The 14,084-nt window shown below is 66.4% G+C and carries 12 protein-coding genes; 10 read left to right on the forward strand and 2 right to left on the reverse strand.

What is annotated here, in order from left to right:
- Nucleotides 1-41 precede the first annotated feature (41 nt).
- The 10 genes from ilvD to ACFTOW_RS12350 all read left to right on the forward strand — a co-directional run bounded on the left by ilvD (nucleotide 42) and on the right by ACFTOW_RS12350 (nucleotide 11,236).
- On the forward strand, nucleotides 42-1,808 hold the full coding sequence (ilvD, locus tag ACFTOW_RS12305; RefSeq protein WP_379916103.1) for a dihydroxy-acid dehydratase: 1,767 nt from the start codon (nucleotides 42-44) through the stop codon (nucleotides 1,806-1,808).
- Nucleotides 1,805-2,692 (forward strand): NAD(P)-dependent oxidoreductase, encoded by an 888-nt coding sequence (locus tag ACFTOW_RS12310; protein WP_379916105.1) that lies wholly within the window; start codon nucleotides 1,805-1,807, stop codon nucleotides 2,690-2,692. Before ilvD ends, ACFTOW_RS12310 begins: the two co-directional genes overlap by 4 nt.
- A 31-nt stretch (nucleotides 2,693-2,723) precedes the next feature.
- Complete coding sequence (locus ACFTOW_RS12315) at nucleotides 2,724-3,770, forward strand: TRAP transporter substrate-binding protein (protein ID WP_379916107.1); 1,047 nt, start codon at nucleotides 2,724-2,726, stop codon at nucleotides 3,768-3,770.
- A 52-nt stretch (nucleotides 3,771-3,822) separates the two neighbouring features.
- Nucleotides 3,823-4,335, forward strand: coding sequence for a TRAP transporter small permease (locus ACFTOW_RS12320; RefSeq protein WP_379916109.1), 513 nt, complete (start codon nucleotides 3,823-3,825; stop codon nucleotides 4,333-4,335).
- A complete protein-coding gene (locus ACFTOW_RS12325; protein ID WP_379916111.1) occupies nucleotides 4,335-5,636 on the forward strand; it encodes a TRAP transporter large permease in 1,302 nt (433 codons plus the stop codon). The genes ACFTOW_RS12320 and ACFTOW_RS12325 overlap by 1 nt, the downstream gene beginning before the upstream one ends.
- Nucleotides 5,637-5,644: 8 nt before the next feature.
- Complete coding sequence (locus tag ACFTOW_RS12330) at nucleotides 5,645-6,151, forward strand: MarR family winged helix-turn-helix transcriptional regulator (protein ID WP_379916113.1); 507 nt, start codon at nucleotides 5,645-5,647, stop codon at nucleotides 6,149-6,151.
- A gap of 69 nt (nucleotides 6,152-6,220) precedes the next feature.
- The gene (locus tag ACFTOW_RS12335; RefSeq protein WP_379916115.1) at nucleotides 6,221-8,734 is read left to right on the forward strand and encodes a cation:proton antiporter; all 2,514 of its coding nucleotides are present in this window, start codon (nucleotides 6,221-6,223) and stop codon (nucleotides 8,732-8,734) included.
- Nucleotides 8,735-8,890: 156 nt separating this feature from the next.
- On the forward strand, nucleotides 8,891-9,604 hold the full coding sequence (gene ubiG, locus ACFTOW_RS12340) for a bifunctional 2-polyprenyl-6-hydroxyphenol methylase/3-demethylubiquinol 3-O-methyltransferase UbiG (RefSeq protein ID WP_379916117.1): 714 nt from the start codon (nucleotides 8,891-8,893) through the stop codon (nucleotides 9,602-9,604).
- Entirely contained in the window at nucleotides 9,604-10,125 is a 522-nt protein-coding gene (locus ACFTOW_RS12345; protein ID WP_379916119.1) for a DUF427 domain-containing protein, read from the forward strand. The genes ubiG and ACFTOW_RS12345 overlap by 1 nt, the downstream gene beginning before the upstream one ends.
- 88 nt (nucleotides 10,126-10,213) lie before the next feature.
- Nucleotides 10,214-11,236, forward strand: a complete 1,023-nt coding sequence (locus ACFTOW_RS12350; protein WP_379916121.1) for an ABC transporter ATP-binding protein — start codon at nucleotides 10,214-10,216, stop codon at nucleotides 11,234-11,236.
- A 4-nt stretch (nucleotides 11,237-11,240) separates the two neighbouring features.
- Here ACFTOW_RS12350 and ACFTOW_RS12355 read toward each other — a convergent pair whose 3' ends face one another.
- Together ACFTOW_RS12355 and ACFTOW_RS12360 are read right to left on the reverse strand one after the other, a co-directional pair.
- The gene (locus tag ACFTOW_RS12355; protein ID WP_379916123.1) at nucleotides 11,241-12,914 is read right to left on the reverse strand and encodes an ABC transporter permease; all 1,674 of its coding nucleotides are present in this window, start codon (nucleotides 12,912-12,914) and stop codon (nucleotides 11,241-11,243) included.
- A gap of 42 nt (nucleotides 12,915-12,956) precedes the next feature.
- Entirely contained in the window at nucleotides 12,957-13,943 is a 987-nt protein-coding gene (locus tag ACFTOW_RS12360; protein ID WP_379916125.1) for an ABC transporter substrate-binding protein, read from the reverse strand.
- Between the last annotated feature and the right edge of the window lie 141 nt (nucleotides 13,944-14,084).

Consider the following 14,084-nt stretch of genomic DNA (forward strand, 5'->3'; position numbering starts at 1 on the left):
CACAAACATTCTTGATTGCAACTTTCTCTGAAGGGAATGCCATGTCCGGCCCGTCCGACGAAAATCAGCCTGACACGAAACGCGCCGGTAGGAAACTGCGCTCGCGGATCACCACCGACGGGATCGACCGCACGCCGCACCGCGCCTTCATGCGGGCGATGGGGCTGGACGATGCCGCGATTGCCAAGCCGATGATCGGCGTCGTCAGCCAGAAGGGCGAGACGACGCCCTGCAACATGACCCATTACGATCAGGTCGAATACGCCAAGGAAGGCGTCGCCATGGCCGGCGGCACCCCGCGCGAGTTCACCACCATCTCGGTCTCGGACGGGGTGGGGATGAACCACGAGGGTATGAAATTCAGCCTGGTCAGCCGCGAGATCATCGCCGACAGCATCGAGGCGGTGATCCACGGCCACGCCTATGACGGGCTGGTGGGCTATGGCGGCTGCGACAAGACGCTGCCGGGCGTGATCATGGGCATGGTGCGCTGCAACGTGCCGTCGGTCTTTGTCTACGGCGGCTCGGCCCTGCCGGGGCGGTTCCAGGGGCGCGACGTGTCGGTGTTGGACGCGTATGAGGCCGTGGGCGCGGTGCAGGCCGGCACGATGACCGAGGACGAGCTGACCCAGCTGGAAGAGGCCTGCAAGCCCACCATCGGGGCCTGCGCCGGGCAGTTCACCGCCAACACGATGGCGATGGTGTCCGAGGCGCTGGGGCTGACCGTGCCGAACTCGGCGATGATCCCGGGCGTCTACTCGGAACGGCGCGGTGTGGGCCAGCGGGCGGGCGCGCTGGTGATGGAAATGCTGGAACGCGGCGGGCCGCTGCCCCGTGATATCGTCACGCGCAAGGCGCTGGAAAACGCCTGCGCCATCGTGGCCGCCACCGGCGGGTCCACCAACACTGCGCTGCACATCCCGGCCATCGCGCATGAGGCGGGCATCAAGTTCACCGCCGACGACGTGGCCGAGGTGCTGCAACGCACGCCCTTCATCGGCAATCTGCGCCCGGGCGGCAAATACCACGCCAAGGATGTGTACGAGGTCGGTGGCGCCCATGTGGTGATCAAGGAACTGATCGCCCACGGCTTTATGCATGGCGACACCCTGACCGTCACGGGCCGCACCCTGGCCGAAGAGGTGGCGGATGCCCCTGCACCGGATGGCGAGGTGATCCGCCCGGTGTCGGATGCGATTATGGCCTCGGGCGGGGTTGTCGTGCTCAAGGGCAACCTGTGCCCGGATGGCGCGCTGCTGAAAGTGGCCGGGCTGAAGGAACTGGTGTTCAGCGGCATCGCGCGGGTGTTCGAATCCGAGGATGACGCGGTCGAGGCGGTGCACGCCCGCGACTACACCGAAGGTCAGGTGCTGATCGTGCGCAACGAAGGGCCGGTTGGCGGCCCGGGCATGCGCGAGATGCTGGGCCTGACGGCGCTGATCTATGGGCAGGGCATGGGTGAAAAGGTGGCCTTGCTGACCGACGGGCGTTTCTCGGGTGCGACGCGCGGCATGTGCATCGGCCACGCCGCCCCCGAGGCCGCGACGGGCGGGCCGCTGGGTCTGGTGCAGGATGGCGACCGCATCACCATCGATGGCCGGGCCGCGACGATCACGCTGGACGTGGCGCAGGACGAGATGGACCGCCGTCGCGCGGCATGGTCCGCCCCCGAAACCCGGCACAAGGGCGGGCTGCTGTCGAAATACGCGGCCACCGTTGGCCAGGCGCACGAAGGTGCCGTGACCCATGCAGGCAACGCCCAATGGCCGGAATCGCGCCGTGGCAAGACAAAGGAAGACAGTGCATGACCGAGAAACCGACACTGGGCTATATCGGCACCGGCCTGATGGGCGCGCCGATGGCGACACGGCTGATCGAGGCGGGCAATACCGTCACAGTCTGGAACCGTACCGCAGCCAAGGCGCAACCGCTGGTCGATCGTGGCGCGAAGCTGGGTGACAGCCCGGCGGATGTGGCCGTGAAATCCGACATCGTGTTCATGTGCCTGACCGACACCAAGGCCGTGCACGAGGCGGTGTTTGGCGAAAACGGCGTGGCGTCTGGCGCGCGCAAGGGCAGCGTGCTGGTCGATTTCTCGTCGATCCAGCCGGATGCCACGCGCGAGATGGCCAAACGTCTGAAGGCCGAAACCGGGATGGAGTGGATCGATGCGCCCGTGTCGGGCGGCGTGCCGGGGGCCGAGGCCGGCACGCTGGCGATCATGGCGGGCGGGTCGCAAGACAGCTTTGACCGAGTGGAACCCAGCGTGATGCAGATGGCCGCGCGTTTTACCCTGATGGGGCCGGTCGGCGCGGGCCAGACGACCAAGCTGTGCAATCAGGTGATCGTCGGCTGCACCATGGCCGTTCTGGCCGAGGCGGCAAGGCTGGCCACCAACGCGGGTGTCGATGCCGCGCGCCTGCCCGAGGCGCTGGCAGGGGGCTTTGCCGACAGCAAACCCCTGCAGCTTTTCGTGCCGCGCATGGTCAATGCGCAGCATGAACCGCCGCTTGGGCATGTCTATACGATGCTCAAGGATCTCGATTCCGTTTGCGATCTTGCGCGGTCCTGCACATCGCCGGTACCGTTCACCTCGCTGGCCGCAGAACAGTTCAGGCTGCTGACGGTTCGGGGCGGCGAGACGGCCGACGCGCTGGAGATATTCAAGCTGAGCGCGCCGACGAAATTTTAAGAAACGACAAGAAACCAACACGGAGAGAATGATGAAACACGTCAAGTCCCTGATACTGGCCACCGCCATCGGTGCGATCGGCCTGCCCGCCATGGCGCAGGATGCCACGACCCTGCGCGTCGGAAGCTGGCTGCCGCCGCATCACCTGATCGTCGCGGGCATCCTGAAACCCTGGGCCGCCGCCATCGAGGATGAAACCGGCGGATCGCTGAAGTTCGAAATCATGACCTCGCCCCTCGGCCCGCCTCCGGCGCAGTTCGACCTGCTGCTGGATCAGGCCTTCGACGTTGGGTACGGCGTCAGCGGTCACAATGCCGGGCGGTTCACCATGACGCAGGTGATGGACCTGCCGTTCATGTCGCCCGATCCCTGGGCCGGGTCGGCCGCAGCCTGGCAGACCTATGCCAAGTACGGGGCTGAATATGGCGAGCATGACGGCGCGCATGTGGTCGGGTTGTTCACCCACTCGAACCCCAACATCAACATGGCCAGTGGCCGTGTCGAAACCCTGTCGGACCTTGAAGGCAAGACCATCCGCGTCGGCGGCAACGTGACCGGGCGCATCATGTCCGAACTTGGTGCATCGCCGGTGCAGCTGCCCCCGACCGAGGCCCAGACTGCGATGTCGCGCGGCGTGGCCGACGGGATTACCTTTCCGTCGGAATCCATCGACTTCTTCGGGATCACGCCTGTCATCACCTCGATCACGCGCATCCCTGGTGGCCTGTATACCGACACTTTCTGGGTGGCCTTCAACGAAGACAGCTGGAACGGCCTGACAGATGAGCAGCGCGCTGCGGTCGACAAGCATTCGGGTATGGCCATCGCCCTGCTGGCCGGGTTTGCCTGGACCAACGGCGACACCTATGGCGAGACCAAGCTGAACGAGCAGGGGGTCGAGTTCCTGTCGCTGTCCGAAGAGGACGTGACAGCCGCGCGCGAAACCCTGTCGCCACTGGAGGCCGAATGGCTGGAACAGGCGTCGGACAAGGGTTTCGACGGCGAGGCGATCCTGGCCTATGCCCGCGACATGGTTCAGCATTACCGCGCCGACAAGGTCGTGAACGTCGCGCAATAACACCGGGTGGCACCGCGCAAGACGCGGTGCCGCACCCCGCCAAGGAGCCGTGATGCGCACCCTTCTGTCCCTTTTCGACCGGTTTTGCCTTGCGCTGGCGTGGGCCTCTGGCCTGATCGCCGCCTTCGTGATGACGGTGACATTCGTCGGCGTCGTCATGCGCTATCTGTTTCGCAAGCCGATCATGGGCGGGTTCGAGATGATCGAGATCGGCATGGGCCTGATCGTGTTCACTGCGCTGCCCTTCATGGTGCGTCAGAACGGCAATATCAGCGTGTCGATCGTGTCGGACCTGTTTCCGCCGCTCTTGTCACGCCTGACCCGGTTTGCCGGTCAGATGGTGGGCGCTGTGCTGATGGGATTCATCGCATGGCGCGTCTGGCTGCAGGGCGAACGATTGATGCGATACAACGAGGTGACAATGGAATTGCGTGTCCCAAAGGGGCTTGTCGCGCAGGGCATGTCGGTGCTTCTGGTGGTGGCGGCGCTGGCCTTTGCCATCTGCGCAATCGAGGCATTGCTGCGGTCTGACCGGGCTGCACAGGCGCGGGCAGGGCGGCTCTGATGGGAATCTGGGAAATTGCCGCGATCAGCTTTGGCGGCGTCTTCGCCCTGATGATCACCGGGATGCCGATCGCGCTGGCGATGCTGCTGATCGGCCTTGGTGGTATCTGGATCACCATTTCGGAACGCACCGCGATGGGCATGATCGGGCAGTTGCCGATCAACGCCACCATGTCCTATGAACTGTCGGTCCTGCCGATGTTCATCCTGATGGGTGTCTTTGTCACCCGCGCACGCATGTCCGAGGATCTGTATCGCCTGTGCCACGGCTTTGTCGGGCATCTGCGCGGCGGGCTGGCAGCGGCGACGATCCTGGCCTGCGGCGGGTTTTCCGCGCTCAGCGGCTCATCGCTGGCCACGGCGGCCACGATGGCCAAGGTCGCGGTGCCCGAGATGCGCCGCTATGGCTATGCCGACGGGTTTGCCGCAGCGGCCGTTGCCTCGGGCGGGACGCTGGGCATCCTGATCCCGCCGTCGGTGATCCTGGTGCTGTATGGCATCGCCACCGGCACCGATATCGGATCGCTGTTCATCGCGGGCATCCTGCCCGGCATCCTGGCCATCGTCCTGTATCTTGTGGCCATCCGCATCGCCGCGCAGATCGACCCGGCCTGCGCGCCTGCCGCCCCCCGGCAGGACTGGGCCGAGCGCCTGCACAACCTGCGCAGCGTCGGGCCGATCCTGCTGCTGTTCATCGGCATCATCGGCGGGCTGTATCAGGGCGTGTTCACCCCGACCGAGGCGGGCGGCGTTGGTGCCACCGGCGCGCTGGCCTTTGCCCTGTGGCGGCGGGCGATGACCTTTCGGGTCTTCATCGACTCGCTGATCGAGACGGTGACGACCACCGCCAGCCTGTTTCTGGTGCTGATCGGGGCGCTGGTGTTTTCCAATTTCATGAACCTTGTCGGCCTGCCGTCGGCCCTGTCGGATCTGATCACCCAGCTTGGGCTGAGCCCGATGGCGGTGATCTTCGTGATCCTGGCGATCTACCTTGTGCTGGGCATGTTCATGGAAAGCCTGTCGATGATCCTGCTGACGATCCCGATCTTCTTTCCCATCGTCACCGAACTTGGGTTCGATCCGGTCTGGTTCGGCATCTTTGCGGTGATGGTCACCGAACTGTCGCTGATCACGCCGCCCGTGGGGCTGAACCTGTTCGTGATCAAGTCGGTGATCGACGATCTGTCGATGGGGGCGGTGTATCGCGGGATCGTGCCGTTCGTTCTGGCCGATATCGTGCGGATCGCCATCATCATCGCGGTGCCCTGGATCGTCACCGTGCTGCCGACGATGGCGCAATAGGGGGCATCATGCCGGAACCAAGCCTGCGCATACTGTCCTATGATGACCAGAGCCCGCCAGAGTTCGACAAGCTGGATCATGGCGTCCTGCAGGACTTCATCGGCATGTACCTGCGCGTCGCCTACGAGGTCGCGTATGACGATTTCCGCACCCGTCTGGGCGACGAGGCGTTGAAGCCGGGCTATTTCACCATCCTGACGCTGATCGTGCTGAACCCGCGCATCACGCAGACCCAGATCGGGCAGGCCTCGCAGCGCGACAAGTCCAACGTCACCAACGCCCTGCGCTGGATGGAGGACAACGGCCTGATCCTGCGCCACATGTCGCGCCGCGACCGCCGCACGCATATGTGCGTGGCCACACAGGCCGGCATCGACATGCAGGCGCGCATGCAGGCCAAGGCCGCCGGCCATCTTGAGGCGCTGGACACTGCCATCGGGCCAAAGCGCCGGGCGGAATTTGTCAGGACGCTCAAGGATCTGATTGCCGCCCTGGAAGGCGATAGCAGCGCCTAGCGCCCGCCGATACACCGCAAAACGGGTTTTTCACCGTGCGCGTGTGTGGGCGTGTGCTATTTCTCTGATATGGACATCGTACTTGTAACCACCGTCATTTCCGCGTTTTTCCTTGTCATCGGCGTGGCCGAGCCGCTGGCCGAGCGATTGCGCCTGCCCTACAGCGTGATCCTTGCCATGCTTGGTGTGCTGATCGCGGTCACGGCGACGTTTTTCCTGCGCACCACCCTGACCGATGCGCTGAATCCCGTGGCCGAGGCGATCCTGGGCTTTCCGATCCGGTCAAACGTCTTTCTATACGTGTTTCTGCCGACGCTGCTGTTTCAGGCGACGCTCGACATGAACCTGCGCCGGATGCTGGACGACTGGGTGCCGATCCTGATGCTGGCGGTCGTGGCGGTTGTGGTGGCGACGTTCAGCGTCGGATACGCGCTGTCCTGGGCCAGTGCGCTGCCGCTGGCGGCCTGTCTGCTGATCGGGGCCATCGTATCCACCACGGACCCGTCGGCGGTGGTGTCGATCTTTCGCTCGATCTCGGCACCGCGCAGGCTGGCGCGGATCATCGAGGGCGAAAGCCTGCTGAACGATGCCGCCGCCATCGCGCTGTTCGGCCTGTTCATGGGGTTCGTGATGCTGGGCGTGCCCGACCCCAGCCTTGGCGATGCGCTGACCCGGTTTCCGGTGCTGATCGCGGGGGGTGCCCTGACGGGTTGGGTGGCGGCGCGGGTGGCGGTCTGGATCATGGCGCTGTTCAACCGCTTTGAACTGGCGCAAGTGTCGATCTCGATCGCCTTGCCCTATCTGGCCTATATCGGTGCGGAACAAAGCATCGGGGCCTCGGGGGTGATCGCGGTGGTCGCGGCGGGGCTGACCCTGAACCTGACCGGGCCGGGCCGCTTGCCGCCGCAGACCTGGGCCTATCTGCGCGAGGTCTGGAAGCTGCTGGCACATTGGGCGGGGGCGCTGATCTTCATCCTTGCGGCCCTCCTGATCCCGCGCCTGCTGGAAGAGGTCCGGTTGGGCGACTTCGTTCTGATCGGGGTCGTGATCGTAGCCGCCATCGCGGCGCGGGTGGTGATCCTGTTCGGGCTTTTGCCCCTGCTGACCCTGATGCGCCTGTCGCCGGCGGTGGAACGGCCCTATCGCGTCGCGATCCTGTGGGGCGGGCTGCGCGGCGCGGTCACGCTGGCGCTGGCGCTGGCCGTCACCGAAAGCCTGCGGGTGCCGGTCGAGGTCAAGCGCGTGGTCGGCATTCTGGCCACCGGCTTTACCCTGTTCACGCTGATCGTGCAGGGCACGACCCTGCGGTCCGTCATCGGCTGGCTGGGCCTTGACCGCCTGTCGCCCATCGATCAGGCGCTGTCGCGGCAGGTCGTGGCCGTGGCCCTGCAAACCGTTCGCGCGGATGTGGCGCGCACCACCGAGAATTACGAGCTGACCCACGACATCGTGCGATCCGAGGCCAAACGCTTTGGCGACAAGCTGGAAAAGGCGGTGAAAGCAGCCGAGGACAGCGCCGATATCCTGGATCGCGACCGCATCACGCTGGGCCTGATCGCGCTGGCCGGGCACGAGCGCGACACGATTCTGGCGCGGGTGCGCGAACGCACGATCTCGGCGCGCATGGCAGATCAGGTGCTGTCGGATGCCGACCGGCTGATCGAAAGCGCGCGCTCCGGCGGGCGCAGTGGCTACCAGCGGGCCGCCCGGCAAAGCGTCGCCTATGGCCGTCTCTTCCGGGCTGTTGTCATCCTCAACAACAGGCTGGGTCTGTCCAGACCCTTGGCGCGGATGACCGCGGACCGGTTCGAACGCCTGTTGTCCCAACGCCTGATCCTGCGCGATCTTGGCGTGTTCATCGATGGGCGCATCCGCCGCATCCACGGCAGACGGGTGGCCGATCTGCTGACCGAGCTTCTGTCGCGCCGGGTCGAGATGGTGGAAACCGCGCTGGAAGGGTTGCGCCTGCAATACCCCGGTTATGCCGAGGTGCTGGAGCGTCGTTTCATCCGACGCACAGCGCTGCGGCTGGAAGAACGCGAATACATGGCCATGCGCGAGGACGGGTTGATCGGGGCCGAGGTCCATGCCTCGCTGATGCGCGATCTTGGCGCCCGCCGGGCCGCCGCTGACCAGCGTCCACGTCTTGATATCGCACCGCAGCGCACCGTTCTGGTGCGGCAGCTTCCGCTGTTCGCCGACCTGGACGATGCCGCGCTGAAACGGTTGGGCCGCGCGTTTCAGACCCGCTATGCCAATGCGGGCGATATCCTTATCCAGAAGGACAGCGCGGCCAAGCGCGTGTTTTTCATCGCCTCGGGTGCGGTCGAGGTGCAAAGCGCTGGCCAGACCTGGCGTCTGGGCAGGGGCGAGATGTTCGGTCAGATGGCGATCCTGATGCAGACGCCGCGCCGGGCCGAGGTTCGGGCAATCTCTCCGTCCACGCTGCTGGTGCTGGAGGAAGACAGGTTCCGGCGTCTGCTGAGGCGGAGCGAGGCGTTGCAGCAGGCCGTCCGCGCCAGTGCAGAAAAGCGCGGGATCGAACCCGAGGCCCTGCTGTCTGGCACGCGCGATCCGGCGTGATCCCTTGTGCATCGGCCCGGCACCGCGCGGGGGCCGGCACGCGACACCATATCGTTTGAGATTGCGCGCCCGTGAATTACCTCGCCCTGACGAGGGCTGAGCACAGGGCGGCCCAAGCGGTCGCGCCCGGTGCGCAGTGACGAGGGAGACGCCGCGATGCGCAACGATCTGACGATCTATGACACGATGGCCGACCATTGGTGGTCGGACGACATCCGCTGGGTGAGAACCTTGAAGAACCTCGTGCCGGGGCGGCTGGGTTGGATGGACCGGCAGATCGACTGGCATGGCAAGGCGGTGCTGGATCTCGGCTGCGCAGGCGGCTTCATGGCCGAGGCACTGGATGATCGCGGCGCCCGCGTCATCGGCATAGACCCGGCAAAGGATGCGATTGCAGCGGCCCGCAATCATGCAGCGCAGACGGGGCGCGCCATCACCTATGATGTCGGCGTGGGCGAGGATTTGCCCTATGACGCCAGCCAGTTCGATGCCGTCATCTGTGTCGATGTGCTGGAGCATGTCAGCGACCTGACGCAGGTTCTGGCCCAGGTCGCCCGCGTGCTGCGCCCCGGCGGGCTGTTCCTGTTCGACACGATCAACCGCAATCCGCTGGCGCGGCTGGCGACGATCACCGTGGCCGAAGACCTGCTGCGCCTTTTGCCGCGCGGCACGCATGATCCGGCCCTGTTCATCACCCCGTCCGAATTGCGCGCCGCGCTGACCGATGCGGGGCTGGTGCCCGGCCCGTTCACCGGGCTTGGCCCGCGCGCGCTGAACCGGCGCGGCGATCTGACCTTCGGGCGGCTGCCGCTGAAGACCGTGCTGTACATGGGGACCGCCCGCAAACCCGCAATTGAAGCAGCGGCTTGATGCTGGCCCTGCGCAACACCGCCGCACTCAACGAACGAGGTGCCTGCATGACCGACCTGCCGCCCGAGAACGTACAGTCCTACCCGCGCCCGCCCGCGCTGGAGCCGGTGCCGCAGCGCATCACCATACGGCTTGGCGGCGATCTGGTGGCCGAAACGACGCGCGCCTTGCGTGTTCTGGAAACCCATCATGCGCCCACCTACTACCTGCCGCCCGAGGACGTGCGCGCCATCCTGCGCCCTGCACAGGGCCGCAGTTTCTGCGAATGGAAAGGCGTGGCACGGTACTTTGACGTGGTTCTTGGCGACGCCACGGCCCCGCGCGCCGCATGGAGTTATGACCGGCCCACCGCGCGGTTTGCGCCGCTGGCGGGGTATCTGGCATTCTACGCCGGGCAGATGGAGGCGATATGGGTCGGCGAGGCCCGCGTCATCCCGCAGCCGGGCGATTTCTATGGTGGCTGGGTCACCCCGAACCTTGAAGGGCGCATCAAGGGTGCGCCGGGAACACGGCACTGGTAAGGGTATGCTGTCAGGTTTCCCTCTGTCACGGAACCGACAAGAACCCCCGTTACACCGCACCGATACTTGCGAAAGGCCCTGCCAGCCGATGTCCATCACCCTGCGCGACCTTCAGAAATCCTTTGCCGGCAAGCCCGCCGTGGACGGGATCACGATCGAGATCGGCAAGGGCGAGTTCTTTGCCATCGTCGGCGCGTCGGGCTGCGGAAAATCGACGCTGCTGCGCCTGATCGCAGGGCTTGAGGCGGCGGATGCGGGCGAGGTGCGGCTTGGCGACAGGGCGGTGGCCGGTCCCGGCCTGCACCTGCCGCCCGAACAGCGCGGGGTGGGCTTTGTGTTCCAGTCCTATGCGCTGTGGCCGCATCTGGACGTGCGCGGCAACGTGGCCTTTCCAGCCGAGGCGGCAGGGCTTGGCCGGGCCGAGGCCGCGCGCCGGGCAGACCGGAACCTGGCCACCGTGGCGCTGGACGGCTTTGCAACGCGCAAGCCGTCCGAGCTGTCGGGTGGGCAGCGGCAGCGCGTGGCGCTGGCGCGCTGTCTGGCGCAGGACGCCGACATCATCCTGATGGACGAGCCGCTGGCCAATCTGGACCCGCATCTGCGCGCCACGATGGAGGAAGAGCTGGTGGGCTTTCACCGCGCCTCGGGGGCCACGACGGTCTACATCACCCATGACCAGCGCGAGGCGATGGCAGTGGCCGACCGCATGGCCGTGATGGCGGCGGGTCGGTTCCTGCAAGTGGGCACGCCTGCGGAAATCTACGCGCGCCCCGCCTCGGCGGAGGTGGCGCGGTTCATCGGGCAAGGGGCGGTTCTGCCGGTGAAGATTGCAGACGGTCAAGCCACGCTGGCCGGGCATCCGGTGGCCCTGCGCGGCATGGGCGGCGCCAGCGGCGCGCGGCAGGCGTTGTTCCGCCCCGCCGATCTGGCGGTGTCGGACGAGGGTCTGGACGGGCGGGTGACAGCCGCGCTCTATCGTGGTGGCCAGTGGGAGGCGAAGGTCAAGGTTGCAGGCCTGCCGCAGCCCTTTGCCGTGCATCTGCCCCATCCGGTGCGTGAGGGGGATCGCATGGGCCTGCGGCTTCTTGGCGGGTGGTTGCTGCCGCAGTGACGCTTCACAACCGCCAGGGCACGACGCCCGGTGGCAGGTGCCGCCCCAGCCGATCCAGCAGCGCCATAAGTCCGATGGTCGCCAGCACGGTGACACCGGCCATGGCGGCGGCCAGCGTGGTGTATCCGCCGTTTTCATAGTTGTAGATCACGGTGCCGATCGTCTCGGTCCCGGTTGACCACAGCAGGGCGGACACCGTCACCTCGTTATAGGCGGTCAGGAACACCAGGATCGCGCCCGACCCCGCCGCCGGGGCCACCAGCGGCAGGAATATCCGCCGCATCCGCCGACCCCAGCCCGCGCCTGCGGTGCGCGCGGCCTCGTCCAGCGCGGGGTCCAGTTGCAGGCAGGCCGCCGCGACGGGTTTCAGCGCCACCGCGAAAAAGGCGCACAGATAGGCCAGCACGATGATCCAGACCGTGTTGTAAAGCGACACGCCAAGGATCGGCAGCGGGCGCAGAAAGGTCAGGATGAAGGCAATCGAGATGACGATGCCCGGGATGGCATAGGTGGTTTCGGCCAGCCCCGTCAGGCCGATGCCCAGCCGCTTGCGCGCGCCGCGCGGCCCGGTGGCAAAGCGCGCCACAAAAGCTGCGAACCCGGCCAGCAGCAGCGCGGCCAGTCCCGCCGCCAGCGTGGAATTGCCGAACGCCCGCAGGGTGACCGATTGCCGGAACAGCACCTGCTCGAAATTCGCCAGCGTCATGGTGTCAAAGGTCAGCGGCAGGCCATAGGTGATCACCAGCGCGGTGCCGAACAATGCTGCCATCGGCAGGGCCAGCGTGACCGCCACCAGCCCCACCATTGCGGCCTGCGCGGCCCATTGCGCCCGGCCCAGTTGCAGGTGCAGCGGCGGCTGCGGTGGTCCGATCAATGCCGCGCGGCTGCGGGCGGACAGGATCATCTGCACCGCCACGACGACGATGGCGATCAGCGCCATCAGCGCCGACAGCACCGCCACATCGGCCAGCATCGACGGACCGAAGCTGGACAGCCGTTGCCAGATCAGCACCGGCAGCGTGGTGTAGCGACCGGGAATGCCCAACAGCGCCGGGATGCCGAAATTGCCAAGCGCCGAGACAAAGGCCAGCGCAAAGGCGGCCAGCAGGCTGGGGGCGAGAAGCGGCAGGATCACGCGACGCAGCAGCCGCGCAGGCCCGGCACCCGCCACCCGCGCGGCCTCGGCCATTTCGCGCGGCAGGGTGCGCAGCGCGGCCAGCACCACCAGAAACACCAGCGGCATGTGCTGCACCGCCAGCAGCGCGATCACCCCGTTGCGCCCATAAAGCGGATGCGGCGTGCCGGGCGGCGGGGCCAGCCCAAGCGTGCCCAGCAGGGGCGAGGACGGACCCAGCGCCTGCATCCAGGCGATCGCCGTGACATGCGGCGGGATCATCATCGGGATCAGCACCAGAAAGGTGAACACCGCCTTGCCGCGCAGGCTGGTCAGCCCCACAAGCAGCGCCACGCCCGTGCCCACGATCAGCGCCAGCGCGGCCGAGACCGTGGCGCTTTGCAGCGAGTTCAGCAACGCGCGGAGCACCGACCGGCTGCCAAGCGCCTCGCGGATCGGGTCCAGCGACGGCACCCCATCGGCCAGCAGCCCGGTCTGCAACAACAGCGCCAGCGGCGTCACCATCAGCGCCGCCGCAAAGACGATGAGGGCGGCAAGGGTCATCCCCTCGCCGCCCCCCGCGATATTGAACGTGCGTCGCAGGGCTTAGCCGCCGAACATCTCGACAAAGCGCAGACGGTCAGAGTCGGTGCTTTGCAGGGCCTTGGCCGGGTCGAAATCCAGCAGCTTGATGTCATCCAGCGCCGGGAAGCCTTCGGGCGGGGTGATCGCCGGATGCGCCGGCAGATAGCCCATGTCGGCGGCCAGTTGCTGGCCCTCGGGCGAGATCAGGAAATCGACAAAGGCCTGCGCTGCGGGCACGTTCTGCGCGGTCGACAGGATCGCCGCAGGTTCGGTCACGGCGGACACGCCTTCCTGAGGAAAGACGAACCCGACCGGCGCGCCATTCGGGATCTCGCGGATCGGCAGGAAATCAACCACCATGCCGAACATCTGCTCGCCACCGGCCACGGCGCGGTAGACACCGCCATTGCCGCCCTGCGGGTTGGTGCCCTGTTCCGCCAGCCCCTCGTAATACTCCCATCCCAGATCAGGATGCGAGGTCAGCGACACCATGTGGATCGTGGCCGCCCCGCTGGTCAGCGGTGAGGGCATGGCGATCTGGCCTTCGGCCTCGGGGCGCAGCAGGTCGGCCCAGGACGTGGGCACAAAGGGCGCCGAGGTGTTGTAGACGATCCCGGTGGTGATCAGCTTGGTCGAGAAGTAATACCCCTCGGGGTCCATGATCGACGGATCATAGGCGGACACATCCGCCTCGGGGTAGGCCAGCAGACGGCCCTGCGCCTCAAGCCCCTCCATCGTGACCATGTCGGCGATCAGCAGAACGTCGGGCTGCGGATTGCCCGCGGCGAATTCGGCCTCGAGCCGGGCCATGACCTGCGTGGTGCCGTCGCGGATCCACTCGACCTCGACATTGGGGTAGGCGGCGTTGAACGCATCCACCGTGCGCTGCGCATCCTCGTTGGGCTGCGAGGTGTAGACGACCAGACGGCCAGAGACGTCGTCGGACTGCGCGATGGCGGGGCCGGACAGGCTGAGAGCCGCAAGCGCGGCGATAAATGTGCGGTGCATTGGTATCCCCTGAATTGCCGGGCGCGGGGCCCGGGTGCATTGGTCTGTTGCGGATACCGCCCACGTGTAACGAAGGCATGACCCTCGCAAGGCAGGTGCGGGTCGCGTTGGCTGTGTACGGAACACCATCCAGAGTAGGAT

Origin of the sequence: Lacimonas salitolerans, from assembly GCF_042677865.1 — a bacterium.
In the GTDB taxonomy this organism is placed as follows: domain Bacteria; phylum Pseudomonadota; class Alphaproteobacteria; order Rhodobacterales; family Rhodobacteraceae; genus Lutimaribacter; species Lutimaribacter salitolerans.

What these genes read in the sequence shown, in the direction of transcription:
- ilvD (WP_379916103.1), top strand. Translation starts at nt 42, where the DNA reads ATGTCCGGCCCGTCCGACGAAAATCAGCCTGACACGAAACGCGCCGGT.
- ACFTOW_RS12310 (WP_379916105.1), top strand. Translation starts at nt 1,805, where the DNA reads ATGACCGAGAAACCGACACTGGGCTATATCGGCACCGGCCTGATGGGC.
- ACFTOW_RS12350 (WP_379916121.1), top strand. Translation starts at nt 10,214, where the DNA reads ATGTCCATCACCCTGCGCGACCTTCAGAAATCCTTTGCCGGCAAGCCC.
- ACFTOW_RS12330 (WP_379916113.1), top strand. Translation starts at nt 5,645, where the DNA reads ATGCCGGAACCAAGCCTGCGCATACTGTCCTATGATGACCAGAGCCCG.
- ACFTOW_RS12355 (WP_379916123.1), bottom strand. Translation starts at nt 12,914, where the DNA reads ATGACCCTTGCCGCCCTCATCGTCTTTGCGGCGGCGCTGATGGTGACG.
- ACFTOW_RS12315 (WP_379916107.1), top strand. Translation starts at nt 2,724, where the DNA reads ATGAAACACGTCAAGTCCCTGATACTGGCCACCGCCATCGGTGCGATC.
- ACFTOW_RS12320 (WP_379916109.1), top strand. Translation starts at nt 3,823, where the DNA reads ATGCGCACCCTTCTGTCCCTTTTCGACCGGTTTTGCCTTGCGCTGGCG.
- ubiG (WP_379916117.1), top strand. Translation starts at nt 8,891, where the DNA reads ATGCGCAACGATCTGACGATCTATGACACGATGGCCGACCATTGGTGG.
- ACFTOW_RS12360 (WP_379916125.1), bottom strand. Translation starts at nt 13,943, where the DNA reads ATGCACCGCACATTTATCGCCGCGCTTGCGGCTCTCAGCCTGTCCGGC.
- ACFTOW_RS12325 (WP_379916111.1), top strand. Translation starts at nt 4,335, where the DNA reads ATGGGAATCTGGGAAATTGCCGCGATCAGCTTTGGCGGCGTCTTCGCC.
- ACFTOW_RS12335 (WP_379916115.1), top strand. Translation starts at nt 6,221, where the DNA reads ATGGACATCGTACTTGTAACCACCGTCATTTCCGCGTTTTTCCTTGTC.
- ACFTOW_RS12345 (WP_379916119.1), top strand. Translation starts at nt 9,604, where the DNA reads ATGCTGGCCCTGCGCAACACCGCCGCACTCAACGAACGAGGTGCCTGC.